At 71.7% G+C, this 19,207-nt stretch carries 16 protein-coding genes; 15 read left to right on the top strand and 1 reads right to left on the bottom strand.

The genetic code is table 11. The features are described 5' to 3' along the window. Positions 1-14: 14 nt before the first annotated feature. Positions 15-1,289 (top strand): cytochrome P450, encoded by a 1,275-nt coding sequence (locus ABZ934_RS03620; protein WP_361308058.1) that lies wholly within the window; start codon positions 15-17, stop codon positions 1,287-1,289. On the opposite strand, the gene ABZ934_RS03615 is transcribed toward ABZ934_RS03620, so the two are convergent. Continuing rightward, entirely contained in the window at positions 1,249-1,974 is a 726-nt protein-coding gene (locus tag ABZ934_RS03615) for a hypothetical protein (RefSeq protein WP_361308056.1), read from the bottom strand. The two genes, ABZ934_RS03620 and ABZ934_RS03615, sit on opposite strands and share 41 nt — an antisense overlap. 113 nt (positions 1,975-2,087) lie before the next feature. Between ABZ934_RS03615 and ggt the strand changes: the two genes are divergently transcribed. The 14 genes from ggt (at position 2,088) to ABZ934_RS03545 (ending at position 19,173) form a co-directional block, all read left to right on the top strand. After that, positions 2,088-3,890: a gamma-glutamyltransferase gene (gene ggt, locus ABZ934_RS03610; protein ID WP_361308054.1), complete on the top strand. Its 1,803-nt coding sequence runs from the start codon at positions 2,088-2,090 to the stop codon at positions 3,888-3,890. Positions 3,891-3,908: 18 nt separating this feature from the next. Next, a complete protein-coding gene (locus ABZ934_RS03605; RefSeq protein WP_361308052.1) occupies positions 3,909-4,289 on the top strand; it encodes a PPOX class F420-dependent oxidoreductase in 381 nt (126 codons plus the stop codon). A 45-nt stretch (positions 4,290-4,334) separates the two neighbouring features. Next, positions 4,335-5,852, top strand: a complete 1,518-nt coding sequence (locus ABZ934_RS03600) for a hypothetical protein (protein ID WP_361308050.1) — start codon at positions 4,335-4,337, stop codon at positions 5,850-5,852. A 168-nt stretch (positions 5,853-6,020) separates the two neighbouring features. Continuing rightward, positions 6,021-6,863, top strand: a complete 843-nt coding sequence (locus ABZ934_RS03595) for a nitrilase-related carbon-nitrogen hydrolase (RefSeq protein ID WP_361308048.1) — start codon at positions 6,021-6,023, stop codon at positions 6,861-6,863. Beyond that, positions 6,860-8,158 (top strand): aspartate aminotransferase family protein, encoded by a 1,299-nt coding sequence (locus tag ABZ934_RS03590; RefSeq protein ID WP_361308046.1) that lies wholly within the window; start codon positions 6,860-6,862, stop codon positions 8,156-8,158. The genes ABZ934_RS03595 and ABZ934_RS03590 overlap by 4 nt, the downstream gene beginning before the upstream one ends. Positions 8,159-8,172: 14 nt before the next feature. Further along, on the top strand, positions 8,173-9,573 hold the full coding sequence (hydA, locus tag ABZ934_RS03585; RefSeq protein WP_361308044.1) for a dihydropyrimidinase: 1,401 nt from the start codon (positions 8,173-8,175) through the stop codon (positions 9,571-9,573). A 9-nt stretch (positions 9,574-9,582) separates the two neighbouring features. Beyond that, the gene (locus ABZ934_RS03580) at positions 9,583-10,584 is read left to right on the top strand and encodes a TIGR03842 family LLM class F420-dependent oxidoreductase (RefSeq protein ID WP_361308042.1); all 1,002 of its coding nucleotides are present in this window, start codon (positions 9,583-9,585) and stop codon (positions 10,582-10,584) included. 735 nt (positions 10,585-11,319) lie between these two features. After that, positions 11,320-12,417: a hypothetical protein gene (locus ABZ934_RS03575; RefSeq protein WP_361308040.1), complete on the top strand. Its 1,098-nt coding sequence runs from the start codon at positions 11,320-11,322 to the stop codon at positions 12,415-12,417. Positions 12,418-12,581: 164 nt separating this feature from the next. Next, entirely contained in the window at positions 12,582-13,670 is a 1,089-nt protein-coding gene (locus tag ABZ934_RS03570) for a hypothetical protein (RefSeq protein ID WP_361308038.1), read from the top strand. Positions 13,671-13,692: 22 nt separating this feature from the next. Further along, positions 13,693-14,421, top strand: coding sequence for a hypothetical protein (locus tag ABZ934_RS03565; protein ID WP_361308036.1), 729 nt, complete (start codon positions 13,693-13,695; stop codon positions 14,419-14,421). Positions 14,422-14,433: 12 nt separating this feature from the next. Then, positions 14,434-15,201 (top strand): hypothetical protein, encoded by a 768-nt coding sequence (locus tag ABZ934_RS03560; RefSeq protein WP_361308034.1) that lies wholly within the window; start codon positions 14,434-14,436, stop codon positions 15,199-15,201. A gap of 145 nt (positions 15,202-15,346) precedes the next feature. After that, positions 15,347-16,453, top strand: coding sequence for a M14 family metallopeptidase (locus ABZ934_RS03555; protein WP_361308032.1), 1,107 nt, complete (start codon positions 15,347-15,349; stop codon positions 16,451-16,453). 79 nt (positions 16,454-16,532) lie between these two features. After that, complete coding sequence (locus tag ABZ934_RS03550; RefSeq protein WP_361308030.1) at positions 16,533-17,897, top strand: MFS transporter; 1,365 nt, start codon at positions 16,533-16,535, stop codon at positions 17,895-17,897. Between the two features lie 37 nt (positions 17,898-17,934). Then, a complete protein-coding gene (locus tag ABZ934_RS03545) occupies positions 17,935-19,173 on the top strand; it encodes an ATP-grasp domain-containing protein (protein WP_361308028.1) in 1,239 nt (412 codons plus the stop codon). The last annotated feature ends 34 nt before the right edge of the window (positions 19,174-19,207 follow it).

Here is a 19,207-nt window from a genome sequence, read left to right as displayed (position 1 = left end):
CCACCGTGGCCCCCATGACCGACGCACCCGCGCGCGGCGCCGATCACGTCCCCGACGTCTTCGACCCCCGCCTGTACGCAGCGGGCATCCCGCACGAGCGCTACCGGCTCCTGCGCGAGCGGCACCCGGTGGCGTGGCAACCCGAACCGGAGGTGCTCGGCTGGCCCGCCGGCCCCGGATTCTGGGCCGTCACCCGACACGCCGACACCCTACGGGTCCTGCGCGAGCACACCACGTACTCCTCCTGGCTGGGCGCAACCCAGATCCGCGACCCCGACCCGGCCGACCTGCCGTTCGTGCGGCGCACCATGCTCAACCAGGACGTGCCCGAGCACGGGAGGCTGCGCCGGCTCGTCGCCCGTGCCTTCACCCCCACCCGCGTCGACGCCTTCGCCGCCCGGGTGCGCGGACGCGCCCGTACGCTGCTGCGCGCCGCCCGCGACGCGGCCGTGGACGGGGCCGCCGACCTCGTCACCGCCGTCACCGACGAGTACGCCCTGCTCAACCTGACCGACCTGCTGGGCGTCCCCGCCGCCGACCGGGGCCTGCTGCTGGAGTGGACCGTACGCGTCATCGGCTACCAGGACCCCGAAGACGTGCCCGCGCCGCCGCTCGGCCCGGACGGGACACCGCTCAATCCCCGATCGCCGGCGCTGCTCGGCGAGATGTTCGACTACGCCCGCGAACTGGCCGCGCACAAGAGGGCGCATCCGGGCGACGACGTGATGACGGCCCTCGCCGAGGCGGGATTGGCCCCCGGCGAGCTGGAGATGTTCTTCTTCCTGCTGACCGTCGCCGGCAACGACACCGTACGCGCCGCCGCTCCCGGCGGCCTGCTCGCCCTGGCCGGCTCCCCGGACGCCTACCGGCGACTGGCCCGAGGCGACGTGCCCGTCGAGCGCGCGGTGGAGGAACTCCTGCGGGTCCACCCGCCGGTGCTCAGCTTCCGTCGCACCGCGGCCGTCGACACCGTACTCGCCGGGCAGCCGATCCGCGCCGGCGACAAGGTGGTGGTCTTCCACGCCTCCGCCAACCACGACGAGCGCGCCTTCGCCGCCCCCGACCGCCTCGACCTCGGCCGGGCACCCAATCCGCACGTCTCCTTCGGCGACGGCCCGCACGTCTGCCTCGGCGCCCACTTCGCCCGGCTCCAACTGCGGACCTTCTACGAGGAGTGGCGCGACCTCATGCCCGCTCCCGAACCGGCGGGTCCGCCGCGCCGGTTGGTGTCCAACTTCATCAACGGGATCACGCGACTGCCGCTGCGGGTGTCCGCGCCGCGCGCGTGACGTCGGCCGCCAACTCGACCACGTCCGGGCCGTAGGCCTCCGAGTTGATCACCTTCAGTACCACGCAGAAGGAGTCGTTGCCGTACTTCCGCGCCAACGCCTGGTGGTGGCGGGCCAGGTACCGGGCGCCCGCCTGGTTGCTGATCGCGGTCTGACCGGAGATCAGGAACACCGGCCGGGTCCCCGGTCCGGTCGTCAGCCGGGCCAACAGCACGTGGTCCACCTGGCCCCTCTCCCACCGGAACGTCTCCTCGCCGACCCGGATCACCCCCCGGTCGGGGCCCGGCTCGGTGGAGACGTCCACCCGCACGCCCGGCAGCATGGACGCCAGGTGCGCCGCCGTCCGCACGTTGGAGACGGGGCCGCCCACACAGAACTCGGCCCGCTCCCCGAAGCCCTGGCGGGCCGAGTCGTGGGAGACGATCCGCAGGTTCGCCGCGCAGTCCTTGATCAGCGCGGATATCTCCAGCAGGGCGAAGGCGTCGTTGCGGTGCACCGACCCCTCCGTGCCACCCATCTGCCGGTTGACCACGAACACGCAGTCCGAACCGGTGGGCAGCCCGAAGAACGCCTGTTTGCGGCGCAACGTGCGCCGCCACAGGTACGTCCGGGAGAACCAGCCGAAGCCGCCGCTGATGGCGGTGGCCACCACTCCGAGCACGATGTTGCGCACGTCGTCGTTCATGGCGCGGATGTTAACCCGCCCCGGGCGGTCCTGACGTGGGGGGTCCGGTGAGGCTACAGTGCCGGACCGGGCCCGTCACAGGGGATCTGACGGGCTGTCGACTGGAGGTACGGATGCGTCGTCCCGCCGCACGTCAGTTCGCGCTCGTCGCCCTCGCCGGGGCGCTGGTGTCCACCGGAGCCGCCGCGCCACCCTCGGCGGCGGCCGGCGCCCCCGCGAAGGTCCCGGTCGCCGTCGGTTACGGCGGGGCCGTCGCCAGCGTCGACGCCGACGCCTCGGCGGCCGGTATCGCGGTGCTCCGCGCGGGCGGCAACGCGGTGGACGCGGCGGTCGCCACCGCCGCCGCGCTCGGGGTCACCGAGCCGTACTCCGCCGGGATCGGCGGTGGGGGTTACTTCGTCCACTACGACGCCGCCTCCCACCGGGTGGAGACCATCGACGGCCGCGAGACCGCCCCGGCCACCGCGACCGCCACCCTCTTCCAGGAGAACGGCGTCCCCATCCCCTTCGCCGAGGGCCAGACCAGCGGCCGGGGCGTCGGCGTCCCCGGCACCCCGGCGACCTGGAAGAGCGCACTCGACGCCTGGGGCACCCGGCCGCTCGGGCAGCTCCTGAAACCCGCCGAGAAGCTGGCCCGGGACGGCTTCACCGTCGACGCCACGTTCCGGGCCCAGACCGAACTCAACCAGGACCGCTTCAAGGACTTCCCGGACACCGCGAAGCTGTTCCTGCCCGGCGGGGCGCTGCCGGTGGTCGGCTCGACCTTCAAGAACCCGGACCTGGCCGCCACGTACGCCGAACTCGGCCGCAAGGGTGTCGACGCCGTCTACCGGGGCCCGCTCGCCGAGGACATCGTCCGCACGGTCCGCAAGCCCCCCGTGAGCCCGACCGCCACCCGCACCGTCCGCCCCGGCGACCTGACCACCGGGGACCTGGGGGCCTATGCGACCAAACGCCAGGCCCCGACCCAGGTGCGCTACCGGGGCCTCGACGTCTACAGCATCGCCCCCTCCTCCTCCGGAGGGACCACCGTCGGCGAGGCGCTGAACATCCTGGAGGGCACCGACCTGCGCGGCCTCTCCGAGGCGCAGTACCTGCACCGCTACATCGAGGCGTCCCGGATCTCCTTCGCCGACCGGGGCCGCTGGGTCGGTGACCCGGCCGCCGAGCGGGTCCCCACCCGCGAGCTGCTCTCCCAGCGGTACGCCGACAGCCGCGCCTGCCTGATCAGGCCGGACCGGGCCCTGACCAGCCCCCTGGCCCCCGGCGACCCGCGCCATCCGGCGACGTGCGGCGGCTCCGGCCAGGCCGCGCCCACCACGTACGAGGGCGAGAACACCACCCACCTGACGGTCGCCGACCGCTGGGGCAACGTGGTCTCCTACACCCTGACCATCGAATCCACCGGCGGCAGCGCCATCACCGTCCCGGGTCGCGGCTTCCTGCTCAACAACGAACTGACCGACTTCTCCTTCGCGCCCGCCGCCCCCGGCATCCCGGACCCGAATCTGCCCGGCCCCGGAAAGCGTCCGCGCTCGTCCATCGCACCGACCATCGTCCTGCGGGACGGGAAGCCGGTCCTCGCCGTGGGCTCCCCGGGCGGCGCCACCATCATCACCACCGTGCTCCAGACCCTTCTCGGTCACCTGGACCGGGGTCTGCCGCTGGAGGACGCCATCGCCGCGCCGCGCGCCAGCCAGCGCAACCAGAGCGCCACCGAGTTGGAACCGGGCCTGTGGAACAGTCCGGTCCGCGCGCAACTGGAGGCCCTCGGTCACACCTTCCGGCAGAACCCGGAGATCGGCGCCGCCACCGGAGTCCAGCGGCTCCCGGACGGCCGCTGGCTGGCGGCGGCCGAGCCCAGCCGCCGGGGCGGGGGCTCGGCGATGGTCGTATACCCGCACGGGCGTCCGTAGGGGCCTTAGGGTCGGGGCATGACCGTTGAGGAGCTCGGCCGGGGCAAGTACGTCAGTCTGACCACCTTCCGCAAGGACGGCACCCCCGTCGCCACCCCCGTGTGGGCGGTGGCCGACGGGGGCGAGCTGTACGTGTGGACGCGCAGCGATTCGTGGAAGGTCAAGCGGATCCGCGGCAACGCGCGGGTCACCGTGTCCGTCTGCGACGTGCGCGGTCGCATACCGGAGGGCGCGGTCGCGGTCGAGGGGCAGGCGCGGCTGCTGGACGAGACGGGGCTGCGGCGGGTCCGCTCGCTGATGTCGCGCAAGTACGGCTGGCAGTTCCGGCTGGTGGACCTGCCGGCCGCGCTGGTGCGGCGCGGCAAGCGGCCGCACACCGGCATCGCCGTCAAGCTTTGAGATTCCCGTAGCCCGCCCGTAACACGGGTGCGGTCCAATGCGGGCATGGACACGGCGACTTCGCTGCTGATCGGACGACTCGCGGAATACTTACGTGGGTTGACGCGCAGACTGGATCCCGGATCGGGTTGGTACGGGGAGTTCCTGCGGCGGGACCCCGAGGGGATGCGGGCCTGCCTGGACGGCGCCGCGATCCCGCCCTGGGACGTGCTGGCGTCGCTGCTGCTGGACGCGGCGGCAGTGCCGGGTGAGGTGGAGTACGCGGCCCGGCTGCGGGCCGCGGCCGCCGCCGCGTGGGACCGGTCGCCGGGCGGTGCGCGGGAGCTACGGGACCTGCTGGTCCGGGCCGCCGAGCAGCGGGCGGCGTCGGAGGCGGCCCTGGAGAGGCTCACGGAGCGGCTGGACGGGGCCCGGGACGCGGCGGAGGCGGACGCGCTCGCGGCGGAGCTGTCGTGGCTTCAGGACGACACGGCCCGCGCGGCGGCCCGCCACCAGGACCTGACGACCCGCCTCTCGGCGCTGCCGGTGCCGGAACGGCCGGAGCCGCCAGGGGCCGGATACGGGGGCGCGGCGGCCGGCTCGGCGTCGGGGGTGCGTGCACCCCGGCGCGGGGAGCCGGTGGATCGGCCCTCCCGGTCGTCGGGGATGCCGGAGCACGGGTACGGGGACGCGACGGCCGAACCGGCGGCGAAGCAGGCCGAGCCGCCTGACGGGGCCCGGGTGGCGGGGCCGAGGGCCGAGGAGCCGGTCGGGGATCCGGTCGGGCGGCCCGAGGGGCGGTGGCTGCGCGGGGGGCGCCGCGCCGGGGGCGCCCGGTACGCGGGGGCGCCGGCCGGGGAAGCGCCGCCGTCGCTGCCGGACGCGGCGCCCCGGGCCCCTGAGACGTCGCCCCGTGGCGCCCGCTTCGCCCACCTCGTCCCCGCCGGCGCGACCCCGGAGGCCGGGCCGCCCGAGCCCCCCGGCGCCGACCCTGCGGCCTCGGGCCCCGCGGCGGGTTCGGGCGCGGCGGCCCCGGCCCGGGGTGGGGCCGCCGGCCCGGCCCCGGAGGTGCCCCGGACCGTGGCCCGGCTCCTCGGGCTGAGGGCCCAGGGGCGCGGGGGAGAGGCGCACGCGCTGCTCTGCGAGGCCGCCGGGTGGCCCGCCCCGCTGCTGCCGGAGTTCGCCGCCGAGCTGGGCCGCGCCGGGCTCGGCGCGGACTGGGCGACCCTGCTGTGGGAGGCGGCCTCGCTCCCGCCCGACCGGCTGGCCGCCGCCGCGGCCGCCCTCGGGGAGGCCGGGCGGGACGGCGACTGCGACGCGTTGCTGCGCCAAGGCGCCGGCCGCCCCACCGCCGAGATCGCCGAGGCGGCCCTCCTCCTCGGCGCCGCCGGCCGCGACCGGGAGGCCGACGCGCTGCTCGCCGCCTTCGTCCGACTGCGCACCGCCGAGGAGGCCGCCGGCCTGGCCCGGCGGGACCCGCACTGGTTCGCCCCGCGCCTGCTCCGCGCGGCCTCCGCGCTCGCCGGGGGCAAACACCGGGACCTGTCCCACGCCCTTCGCGTCGCGGGGATCCCCCTGCCCTGAACCCGCCCGCTTCCTGATCGCAAACGATCACGTATCGACGTAACGTGATCGACTACTCCAACAGCGCACGGCGCTCTTGCCCCACGCTGTGACGAGGCCTACGTTCTAGTCCCTACGGACACCGTCTACGTGCGTAGAAGTCGGCGTCCCGTCGCGAGGAGGCAGCTCATGGCCCAAGTCGTCCGCGCCGCGCTGGTCCAGGCCACCTGGACCGGAGACACCGAGTCGATGATCGCCAAGCACGAGGAACACGCCCGGCGGGCCGCCGCCGAGGGCGCGAAGATCATCGGCTTCCAGGAAGTCTTCAACGCCCCCTACTTCTGTCAGGTCCAGGACCCCGAGCACTACCGCTGGGCCGAGGCGGTCCCCGACGGCCCCACCGTCAGCAGGATGCGGGACCTGGCCCGCGAGACCGGCATGGTGATCGTCGTCCCGGTCTTCGAGCTGGAGTCCGAGGGCTTCTACTACAACACCGCCGCCGTCATCGACGCCGACGGCAGTTACCTCGGCAAGTACCGCAAGCACCACATCCCGCAGGTCAAGGGCTTCTGGGAGAAGTACTACTTCCGGCCGGGCAACCTCGGCTGGCCCGTCTTCGACACCGCGGTCGGCCGCGTCGGCGTCTACATCTGCTACGACCGGCACTTCCCCGAGGGATGGCGTCAACTCGGTCTCGCCGGAGCCCAGTTGGTCTACAACCCGTCCGCCACCCACCGCGGCCTCTCCGCCTACCTCTGGCAGTTGGAACAACCCGCCGCGGCCGTCGCGAACGAGTACTTCATCGCGGCCATCAACCGCATCGGCCAGGAGGAGTACGGGGACAACGACTTCTACGGCAGCAGCTACTTCGTCGATCCCCGCGGCCAGTTCGTCGGAGAGCCCGCGAGCGACAAGGAGGAGGAACTCCTCATCCGAGACCTCGACTTCGACCTGATCAAGGAAGTCCGCGACCAGTGGGCCTTCTACCGCGACCGCCGCCCCGACGCCTACGGAGGACTCGTACAGCCGTGAGCAACCCGATCCCCCTGCACAGTCGCCACCACGCCGTCCTGCCGGACTGGCTCACCCTCTACTACGAGCGGCCCATCGAGCTCACCCATGGCGAGGGCCGCCACGTCTGGGACGCCGACGGCAACCGCTACCTGGACTTCTTCGGCGGCATCCTCACCACGATGACCGCCCACGCCCTGCCCGAGGTCACCAAGGCCGTCTCCGAACAGGCCGGGCGGATCATCCACTCCTCCACCCTGTACCTGAACCGGCCGATGGTCGAGCTGGCCGAGCGGGTCGCCGCCCTCTCCGGCATCCCCGACGCCCGGGTCTTCTTCACCACCTCGGGCACCGAGGCCAACGACACCGCCCTGCTGCTCGCGACGACGTACCGCCGCTCCAACCAGATCCTGGCGATGCGCAACAGCTACCACGGCAGGTCGTTCTCCACCGTCTCCATCACCGGCAACCGCGGCTGGTCCCCGACCAGCCTCTCGCCGCTCCAGACCTACTACGTCCACGGCGCGGTCCGCACCCGAGGCCCCTTCGCCCACCTCGGCGACGCCGAGTTCACCGCGGCGGCCGTCGCCGACCTGGAAGACGTACTGGGCCAGGCCCGCGGCGGGGTGGCCGCGCTCATCGCCGAACCCATCCAGGGCGTCGGCGGGTTCACCTCCCCGCCCGACGGCCTCTACGGCGAGTTCCGCGAGGTCCTGGACCGGCACGGCATCCTCTGGATCAGCGACGAGGTGCAGACCGGCTGGGGCCGCACCGGCGAGCACTTCTGGGGCTGGCAGGCCCACGCCCAGAACGGCCCGCCGGACATCCTGACCTTCGCCAAGGGCATCGGCAACGGCATGTCCATCGGCGGGGTCGTGGCCCGCTCCGAGGTGATGAACTGCCTCGACTCGAACTCCATCTCCACCTTCGGCGGCTCCCCGGTCACCATGGCGGCCGGCGTCGCGAACCTCGGCTACCTGCTGGAGCACGACCTCCAGGGCAACGCCCGCCGCGTCGGGGGTCTGCTCCTGGAGCGGTTGCGGGCCATCGCCGCCGGAGTGCCCGCCGTACGGGAGGTACGCGGTCGGGGCCTGATGGCCGGGCTGGAGCTGACCAGACCCGGCACCGACCAGGCCGACCCCGAAGCGGCCGCCGCCGTCCTGGAGGCCGCCCGCGCCGGAGGTCTGCTGCTCGGCAAGGGCGGCGGCCACAACACCAGCGTGCTGCGCATCGCGCCGCCGCTCTCCCTCACCGTCGCGGAGGCGGAAGAGGGCGCCGAGATCCTCGAACAGGCCCTGCGCGGCCTGAACCAGTAGCGAGGGACACGTACATGAGCACCCGCACCCTGATCCGCGGCGGACTCGTCGTCACGGCCGCCGACGAACTGCACGCGGACGTCCTGATCGAGAACGGCCGGGTCGTCGCCCTCGCGGCGCACGGTTCGCAGGTCGCCGACGCCTGGACCGCGGACACCACGATCGACGCGAGCGGGAAGTACGTCATTCCCGGCGGTGTCGACGCCCATACCCACATGGAGCTGCCCTTCGGCGGCACCGCCGCCTCGGACACCTTCGAGACGGGCACCCGGGCGGCCGCGTGGGGCGGCACCACCACCATCGTCGACTTCGCCGTGCAGAACGTGGGCCGCTCCCTGCGCGCCGGGCTCGACACCTGGTACGACAAGGCCGACGGCCGGTGCGCGATCGACTACGCCTTCCACATGATCCTCTCCGACGTCAACGAGGGCACCCTCAAGGAGATGGACCACCTCGTCGGCGAGGGCGTCACCTCCTTCAAGCTGTTCATGGCCTACCCGGGCGTCTTCTACAGCGACGACGGGCAGATCCTGCGCGCGATGCAGCGGGCCTCCGGAAACGGCGGCCTGATCATGATGCACGCGGAGAACGGCATCGCGATCGACGTCCTCGTCGAACAGGCGCTGGCGCGCGGTGAGACGGACCCCCGCCACCACGGCGAGGTCCGCAAGGTGCTCCTCGAAGCCGAGGCCACCCACCGCGCCATCCAGCTCGCCCGGGTGGCCGGCTCCCCGCTGTACGTCGTCCACGTCTCGGCACAGGAGGCGGTCGCCGAACTCGCCGCGGCCCGCGACAAGGGCCTGCCGGTCTTCGGGGAGACCTGCCCGCAGTACCTGTTCCTGTCCACCGACAACCTCGCGGAGCCCGACTTCCAGGGCGCCAAATACGTCTGCTCCACCCCCCTGCGACCGCGCGAACACCAGGCGGCGCTGTGGCGGGGCCTGCGGACCAACGACCTCCAGGTGGTCTCCACCGACCACTGCCCGTTCTGCTTCCGCGGCCAGAAGGAGCTCGGCCGCGGTGACTTCTCGAAGATCCCCAACGGTCTGCCCGGTGTGGAGAACCGGATGGACCTCCTCCACCAGGCCGTCCTCGACGGGCACATCACCCGCCGCCGCTGGATCGAGATCGCCTGCGCGACCCCGGCCCGGATGTTCGGCCTCTACCCCCAGAAGGGCACCATCGCGCCGGGCTCCGACGCCGACATCGTCCTCTACGATCCGCAGGCCGAGCAGGTCATCTCCGCCGAGACGCACCACATGAACGTGGACTACTCGGCGTACGAGGGCAAGCGGATCACCGGACGCGTCGACACGGTCCTCTCGCGCGGCGAACTCGTCATCGACCGGCGCGAGTACACCGGCCGGGCCGGTCACGGGGCCTTCGTCCCCCGCTCGACCTGCCAGTACCTGTAAGGAGCCGTGATGGACTTCGGCCTCGTCCTGCAAACAGACCCGCCCGCCTCCCAGGTCATCAGCCTGATGAAACGGGCCGAACGGGGCGGCTTCCGCTACGGCTGGACCTTCGACTCCGCCGTGCTGTGGCAGGAGCCGTTCGTCATCTACAGCCAGATCCTCGCCAACACGCAGAAGCTCCACGTGGGCCCGATGGTCACCAACCCGGGCACCCGAACCTGGGAGGTGACCGCTTCCACCTTCGCCACCCTCAACGACATGTACGGCAATCGCACCGTGTGCGGGATCGGGCGCGGTGACTCGGCGATGCGCGTCGCGGGTCGCAAGCCCAACACCCTGGCCCGGCTGGGGGAAGCCATCGAGGTGATCCGCGACCTCGCGGAGGGCCGCGAGGCCGAGGTGGACGGCAACCCCCTCCGCATCCCGTGGATCCGCGACGGGAAGCTCCCCGTCTGGATGGCGGCGTACGGGCCGAAGGCCCTGGCGCTGGCGGGCGAGAAGGCCGACGGCTTCATCCTTCAGCTGGCGGACCCCTACCTCACCGAGTGGATGGTCAAGGCGGTCCGGGAGGCCGCCGCCCGGGCGGGCCGCGACCCGGATTCGATCACCATCTGCGTGGCGGCGCCGGCGTACGTCGGCGACGACCTGGCCCACGCCCGCGACCAGTGCCGCTGGTTCGGCGGCATGGTCGGCAACCACGTCGCGGACCTCGTCACCCGCTACGGCGAACACTCCTCGATGGTCCCGGACGCCCTCACCGAGTACATCAAGGCCCGGGGCGGCTACGACTACAGCCACCACGGCCGCGCCGGCAACCCGTCCACCGACTTCGTCCCGGACGAGATCGTCGACCGCTTCTGCCTGTTGGGCCCCGTGGAGGCCCACATCGACAAACTCCGCGCCCTCCGAAGCCTGGGCGTCGACCAGTTCGCCGTCTACGCCATGCACGACGCCAGGGAGCACGTCATCGACACGTACGGCGAGCAGATCATTCCGGTGCTCAACAGCTGATCGTCCCCCGAAGGACGGCAAGCCTGCCGCTCCGACGTACGTCCGCCGCAGCCAAAGGGGTTCACGTGACGTGGCCGGCGGGTTTCGTGACGCCCGTACCGTCGGGCACGGCCCCTCCCGCCCCGCCACAACCGGGACAGCCAGGACGGTCTGCGGGGCAGCGCCCCGCAGACCGTCCCGTCATGTTCCTGGGCGCGCGGTGCGGGCGGCGGGGTCCGGCGGGCGGTGGACCGGCCCGTTACGGGGCGCTGCCGCGGCCCGTGCGCGGGGCCCGGTAGCGGTCACCGTCCACCGACTGGCGGCAAGTGCAGTGCGGTCTCGTCCAGATCGGGACGCAGGTCCCGCAGCCGGTCGCGGTAGGCGGTGAAGTAGCGCTGCCGGAAGTCGGGCGGCCGGTGGCGCAGGTCGACGAGTACCTCGTCGGATGAGGTGACCGGATCGCCGCCACGCGGGGGTCGGCCATCAGGATCGGCCCGGCGGGGACGGACCCGGGTACGGGATCGGGCACGGGGCCGGACCTGGGACGGGGCATGTGGTCGGCCACTTCCTTGTCCTCGGAGATCGTCGCGGTCGTCGCGGGGCGGTGGGTGTCGTGCTCACTCGGTCGTGTCCGGAGATCCCGATCGCCGCGGCGGATTTCCCAGGGACAAAGGTCCTATGGCGCGCGGTAGCTCCCGAAAGCCACAGTGGTGACCACGGCGAGGGAAAGTCGCACAGGCCATGACGGGAGTGATCGTGACACGGATTTCCATAGATCCCGGGCGCTTCAGCCAGTTCGGCGAGGCCGCCGGAAGCACGTTCTGTCTGGTCACGAACCCGGAGTTGGTGGACCGGTTCGAGATAGTGGAATCCGCTGCGTACAAGAATTACCTCACGATTCCGATGGGCCAGGGCGACCGTTTCGAGGACCTCCTCGAAAAGCGAATCCCGGAACCCGCCCACATCCTGGTCGTCTCGCCCCACAGGTTCTTCGCGTCCCCGGATCCCGAACTCGTCGGACAGCGGAAGATCATGGGCATGGCCTGCAACTCGACGCCCACCACCCTCGACGAGATCCGGCACTTCCTCGGTGTCATGGAGCGCACCTCGTCGGTCGATCAGGCGGCCTTCTGCGACACGTTCTTCGAGCTCGCCGAAGAGGCCGAGCACCTCGTGTACGCCGACCCCGTCCACGGTACCCGCGCCGTGCTCGATCACCTCCGCGACGGTCTCGTGTGGAACCAGCAGGCCGGCCCGCTCGATTGGGGCGACCAGCAGATCGTGCCGTCCGGCGAGATCAGCGTGCTGCCGGTGGAGATCAGGGAGTTCGACGAGGCCCTCAAACTCCCGCTGGAAGGCGAGATCACGCTACGCGGCTACCCGATCCTGCACAACGGCACCCCGTCCTTCTCGCGGGCCGACCAGGCCCGCATCCACGCGCGGCTCTGGACCATGCGTGACCACGCCATCAAGGCCACGGTCGAGGACGGCAGGATCACGCGCCTGGAGGCGCTGGACGCCGGAGCCGCACCGGCCGTGGACATGCTGGAGCAGATGTTCGCGGTGGACTCCCGCTACCGGATCGTGTGGGAGATCGGCCACGCCCTCAACACCTCCCTCGACATCCTGCCCGGCAACCACGCCATGAACGAGGTGTACGGCGGCACGGAAGGCTGTCTCCACTACGGCCTCGGGCTCACCCCGTACACCCAATACCACCTGGACATCATTTCGCCCGACACGCGCGTCCTCACCAGCAATGGACTGGCGCTGATCGGCCACCCGGACCACCCCACGGTGGAGAGGGTCGTCACCGCAGAGCAGCGGCTTCGACCGTCGGACCGTACGGGGTGAACACAAGAAATCCATTCAACAGGAGGTGACTGTCATGAAGAAGATCAAGGTGCAGAAGAACCGCAACTACCTGGGCACGCTCCTGGGCTGAGTACCGACCCGTGGCGGGGCACGCGAATGCCCCGCCACGGGGTTCTCGTCGTCTTTCACCAGGGAGTGCGCCCGTGTCACCGCTGAATCCCACCACAACCGACTTCGGTCAATTCGGCGAGCCGGTCGAGACGTTCTGTCTGATCACGGGCGAGGACGGCGGCGAGCCCGTCTCGCTGCTCCCCGGCGACGGGTACGCCCGCGTGGACCGGCTCACCCTGCCGCGCGGGACGCGCCTGGGCGCCCTGATGGCCGACAACGTCCCGCCGGACGCGCACGTCCTGGCCGTCTGCCCGGGCCGCTTCCTGGACTCGCCGACACCGGGGGAGCTGGGAGCGCGCAAGCTGGCCGTGCTGCCCGCCGGATCCACCCCGCTCAGTGACGAGCACGTCCGCACCTTCCTGCGCACGGCGGCCACGACCGACATCGCCCGACAGGCGGCGGTGGCGGAGGAGTTCTTCGACCTCGTCGGTGACAGCGAGCGGCTGACGATCGTCGACGACGCCGCGGGCACGGAAGCCGAGTTCGACCACACGGTCGGCGAGTGCGTCTGGAACCAGCAGGCGGGCGTCCTGGAGCCGGGCGACCAACAGATCTTCCCGTCCGGCAAACTGAGCGTGACCGCCGCGGAGATCACCACCTTCGAGCCGGACGCCCGGCTGCTCGGTCTCCACGGGGACCTGACGCTCCGCGGGTGGCCGATCGTCCACCGGCACGCGGATCCCGCCGACGGCCCCGAGCAGCAGCGGCTGTTCGAAGCGCTCTCCCCCCTCGTCTCGCACCCCGTGACGCTCCACGTCACCGCCGGGAGCATCGAGGGCGTCACCCCGCAGACCCCGGGGGCCGCGCCGGCCGCCGCGGAGCTGGACAGGCTCCTCACCGACGATCCGCGTTACCGCGTCATCTGGGAACTCGGCTTCGGGATCAACACCACCACAGAGGTCGTCCCGGCGAACTGCGGACCCAACGAGGTGTACGGAGCCACGGCCGGCGTGGTCAACCTCGGGCTGGGGATCACCCCGGCCACCCGCTTCGCCCTGGCCTTCCTCTGTCCCCGCAGCTCACTGCTCACATCGGACGGAACCGCCGTACTCGGCGCCCGCAAAGCGGTGCGCCGCGGCCGGATGCGGCGCGTGTCCAGCGCGAGTTGCGGCTGTCACTGACCCCACAGGAGGGAAGAAAGCCATGACGGTCAACCCCGAACTGCGCAAGCGGGTCGACGCGATCCTCGACACCTTCATCAAGGACTTCTACGAGACGGTGCCCTTCGCCCAACACCAGAAGAGCGCCGCCGAACTCAACCTGGACTACTACAAGCGCCACAACATCGAGACCATCCTGCGGCTGCGCCGCAAGCGGACCATCGACGCGCTGGCCATCAAGTACTTCACCAAGGTCGACCCGGTGCAGGCCAAGGCGTGGGCCCACTACACCGACGACGAGATGCTGCACGACCGGCTGTTCGCCGCGGACCTCGCCAAGGTCGGCGTCACCAAGGACCAGATCTACTCCACCGAGCCGATGCTCTCCACCAAGCTGCTCACCGGATACCTCCAGTACGGCATGGAGTTCGAGGACAGCCCGCTCGCGCTGATCACCAGCGTCTACTTCGTGGAGTACGTGACCACGCGCACCCAGCCCGAATGGCTGGACAACCTGGAGAGCGTCCTCGGCCAGGAGAACGTCAAGGGCGCCCGCGCCCACGTCAACACCGACCTCGACGACGACCACGACGACTTCGTGTGGCGGGTGATGTCCACCCTGGTCACCACGGACGCGGACGAGCAGAAGGTGGTCGAGCACCTCAACCACGTGTACTGGCTCTGGAAGCTGTACTTCGTCGAGTTGCACCAGCTCACCGTGCTCGGCCGTACGGAGGACCAGATCCCGCTGCCCACCTCGGCCGACGTCTGAGCGGGGACGTCCGTGCCGGACGACGACGGGGCCGCCCGGCGGGACGGGCGACGGGGAGTCGAGGTGACGGCCCTGCCGCCCGGCCGGGAACTGCCGGGCGAGACCGAGAAGTGGATCGTGGACGGCCTGGTGGAGACGATGCCCGGCCTGCAGGCCCGTCAGCTGTTCACCTTCCGCCGTGACATGTTGACCGAGGCCGACTACATAGTGGTCGGCGTGGATCGGGAGCGCGATCGCGTCGTCTCCCTGCTGACCTCCCACTGGGCGGAGATCCCTTCGGGGCGCTCGTGCCTGCACGTCATGATCCAGTTCGTTGGCGACGCGTACCGCAACGGCCCCGTCTTCGGCCAGAGTTGGTCGGTCCACTTCGCCCGGCTGCTGGCCGAGGGCCGCCCGTTCCCCGAAGTGATCGCGCTCAAGACGTACAACCCCGTGGTGCACTGCGCGATGTCGGCGTTCAGCGGGCACCCGGACATCGACATGTACCCGGACCTGGCCGGCGAGGACGACAGCCAGGCGGCGCTCGCGGCCGAGGTCGCCGCGGTGCTCGCGCCCGGCGCCCCCTTCGACGTCGCCCGAGGCGTCATCCGGGGCATCGGCCGGCCGCGCGACCTCTATCGGGAACGACCCACCAGCTACGTTCCCGAGGCGAACGCCTACTTCGAGCGGCACGCGGCCCCGGGCGACCGGGTGCTGTGCCTGCTGCACGCCCCGACGCGGGACGGGGCGCACGCGATCCTCACGGCCCTGGGCCTGCCGCTTCCCTCGGGACGCGACTGAGCCCCGCCGGGCGCCGCCCCTCACCCGCCGCCCCTCCCGCCGCGCGCTGCCCGTGGCTCGCAGCTCGCGGCTCGCGGCTCGCGGCTCGCGGCTCGCGGCTCCGAGCCCGTACCCCGTATCGGCACTCCAGGAACGCGAGACCGCCATGACAGACGCCTTTCCCGCCGACTACGCGCGGGCCCGCGCCGACTTCCTGCGTGCCGCCGAAGCGGCCGGCGCCCGGCTGAAGACGTACACCCTGGCCGGCCACCGCGGGCCCGACGGCGGTGACCTCTGTGTCGACACCGCCTACGTGGGTCCGGCCGCCCCGGGGAAGCTGTTGGTGACCGTCTCCGGGACGCACGGCGTCGAGGGCTTCTGCGGCTCCGCCTGTCAGACCGGAATCCTGCTGCGCGAGGGGTTGGCGCGGGCGGCCGGGCCCGGGACCGGTGTGCTGCTCGTCCACGCCCTCAATCCCTACGGCTTCGCGTACCTGCGCCGCGTCAACGAGGACGAGGTCGACCTCAACCGGAACTTCGTCGACCACGGGGCCCCGCCGCACAACGACGCCTACGACGCCGTCCACACCACCCTGGTGCCGCCCGAGCCCGCCGCCTTCTCCCCGCGCGAGTCGGTGGCGAACCTGACGGCCCTTCGCGACCGGCTCGGCCCGCAGACCCTCCAGGAGGCCGTGACCCGGGGCCAGTACCGGCACCCCGACGGCCTGTTCTACGGCGGCTCGCGGCCCACCTGGTCCCGCCGGGTGTTCGAGGCGGTCGTCGCCGAACAGATCGCCGGCGCCGCGCACGTCGCCTACATCGACCTGCACACCGGGCTCGGTGAGCGCGGGGTCGGCGAGCCCATCTTCCGCGGCGGCCGGGACGCCGACGCGTACCAGCGCGCCCGGCGCTGGTACGGGGACGCGCTCACCGCCTCCGAGCTGGGCACCTCCTCGTCCACGCCCATCGTGGGCAACACCGCGAGCGCGGTCGCCGACGGCCTGGGGCCCACCGGGCGGCTGACGGCCATCACCTTGGAGTTCGGCACCCGGCCGGGCCCGGAAGTGCTGCTCGCGCTGTGCGCGGACGCCTGGCTGCACCGGCACCACGCCCCCGCCGAAGCGGTCCGCTCCGAGCTGAAGCAGCTCATGCGCGCGGCGTTCTGCCCGGCGGACGACGCGACGTGGCGCGGGCAGGTCACCCGACGGGCGCGCGAGGTCTTCGGCCAGGCGCTCACCGGACTCGCCGACGCGAAGCCGGGAGATGCCGGATGACGGCACGTGGCAGGAATTCGTGGACGGACGTCAGTCTGGCCACTGTCGCGCCCGGCCGCCCCGCCGCAGAGTGATTCCCATGGCAAGCAGCGATTCTCCCCCCGCGGTGGACGAGACCGAGCCGAAGCCGGGGCCGGAGGCGAAGCCCGTGCACGTCGGCGTCAAGACGGTCTGGCGGGAGTCACCGACAGCGGTGAAGTCCCTGCTCGTCGGCACCGCGGTGAACAGACTCGGCGGTTTCATCCAGGTTTTCATGGTGCTGTACATGACGCAGCGCGGCTTCTCCGCCACCGAGGCCGGCCTCGCCCTCGGCGTCTACGGCGCGGGGACGGTACTGGGCGTGCTGACCGGCGGCTGGATGTCCGACCGGGTCGGTCCCCGGCTGACCATCATGTCGACGCTGGTCAGCTCGGCGGTGCTGCTCCCCGCGGTCCTCTACCTGGACAGCTACCCGGCGATCCTGGCGATCATCGGCGTGGGCGGCGCGCTGAGCCAGGCGTACCGTCCCGCGTCCACCAGCATGATCAGCCAGCTCATCCCGGCCGAACGCCAGGTCATGATCTTTGCCATGGTCAGGCTGGCGATCAACCTCGGCACGACGGCGGCCCCGCTGCTGGGTGCGGCCCTGGTCCAGGTGTCGTGGGACTTCCTGTTCTGGGGCGAGGCCGCGGCGATCCTGGTCTTCGCGACGGTGGCCGGGGTGACGCTGCCCCGCCACCAGGCGGCGGAGACGGCCGGGCACGAGGGCACGACGGACGCCCCGGGAGCCGGCGGCGCGGGGCGCAAACCGAGCTACCGCGCGGTGCTGACGGACGGCCGCTACCTGTTGTTCCTGCTCGCGATGTTCGTGAGCTCCGTGATCTACATCCAGTACGTGTCGACCCTCCCGCTGACGGTCAAGCACCTCGGGCTGAACACCGGCGTGTACGCGGCGATGGTCGCGCTCAACGGCGCTCTCGTCATCACGTGCGAGCTGCTGATCGCCAAGGTGGTGCAGCGCTGGCCGGCCAGGATCGCGGTGATCGCCGGTGTGGCCCTCACCGGCATCGGGATGAGCCTGTACGCACTGCCCTGGGGCATCACGGCGCTGGTGATCGCGACCCTCGTCTGGTCGCTCGGCGAGATAGTGGGCTATCCGACCCTCTTCTTCGCCTACCCGGCCCAGGCCGGACCGCCGGAGCTGCGCGGCCGCTACCTGGGCGCGTCGAACTCCCTGTACGGACTCGGCACCGCGGTGGGGCCGTTCCTCGGCGTCATGCTCTGGAACCGGTTCGGAGACGGCCTGTGGCTCGGGTGCGGGGCCCTCGGCCTGCTCGCGGTCGGCGCGGCGTGGCTGGGCGTGCGCCCCGTCGGCGCCGCCGACCGCACGCCGCCGCGAAAGGGTCCGGACAGCGGCGCGGGGTCCGCCGAGGACCTCGGCGCGCAGACCACCGTCGCCACGTGAGGCACGCGGCGCCCCCGCACTACTTTGGAGGAAACCAATGCCCCGCTACGCGATCCTCGTCGACCCGTACTCCGGCGCGGCCGAGTACGCGAACGCCTTCCGCGAACGAGACGTCGAACCGGTGGCCGTACTGAGCACGCCGGGTCCGCTGAACTCCTACCGGCGGACGTGGAATCCGGATGCCTTCTTCCGGACGCACCACCACGACGGGGACTTCCAGGAGCTCGTCCGGACGGTGAAGGGCTACGACCCGGTCGCCATCGTCCCGGGCAACGAGTCCGCGGTGATGCTGGTCGACGCGCTGATCGAGGAACTGATGCCGGGCACGGGCAACGTGTTCGACCTGTCCGAGGCCCGCCGGGACAAATGGCCCATGGGCGAGGCGGTCGCGGCCGCCGGAATCCCGCACCTGCGCCAGATCGCCACCGCCGACCCGGAAGAAGTCGCCGCGTGGATCCGGGACAACGGGCTCGACGGCCGGCCGCTGGTGCTCAAGCCCCGGCGCAGCGGCGGGACGGACGACGTGCACAAGGTCGGTACGGGAGAGGACTGGCGACCCTACTTCGACCGCCTCCTCGGCTCGGTCAACCGATTCGACATCCGCAACGACACCGTCCTGGTGCAGGAGTTCGCGGAAGGGACGGAGTACATCGTCGACACGTACTCCGTCGACGGGAACTTCGGTCTGGTATCCGTCAGCCGTTACAGCAAGTCGGCCAAGAACGACCGGATCGGCATCTACGACGCGGTCGACTACCTGGCCCCACAGGACCCGATCGCGACGCTGCTGGGCGAGTACACCCATCAGGTGGCGGAGGCGGTGGGCGTCCGCAACGGCTGCACGCACACGGAGGTCATGCTGACGGTCGACGGCCCGCGGCTGATCGAGACGGCCGCGCGGCTGGCCGGAAGCTGTCTGCAGTGGTCGGCGCGGCTGGCCACCGGGGACTGCCAGATCGACCGCACGGTGCGCCACCACCTGGACGGCACGTTCACCCCCGGGTACGAGATCGTGCGGCCCGTGCGCGTGGTGTGGCTGTCCAGCCCGCGCGAGGGGATCCTGCGCAACGTCGGGGCCCTGGACGCGGTCCGTGAACTGCCCACCTTCCACCGGCTGGGCCTGCCGTACCGCGACGGCGAGCGGGTGCCTTGCACGGAGGACCTGTTCACCAGCCTGGGTTGGGTCGTTCTCGGCGGCCCGAGTCAGGAATCCGTTGACGCGGACACGGCCCGCGTAAAGGAAATCGAGGCACGCCTCGTCGTGGAACCCGCCTGATCGTGGGGCGGGGTGGGGACGGGGTGTCGATTCG

The organism is Streptomyces sp. NPDC046557, from assembly GCF_040645975.1.
In the GTDB taxonomy this organism is placed as follows: Bacteria; Actinomycetota; Actinomycetes; order Streptomycetales; family Streptomycetaceae; genus Streptomyces.
Note: the sequence above shows the minus strand (reverse complement) of the source record. Positions and strands in the feature narration are given on the sequence as shown.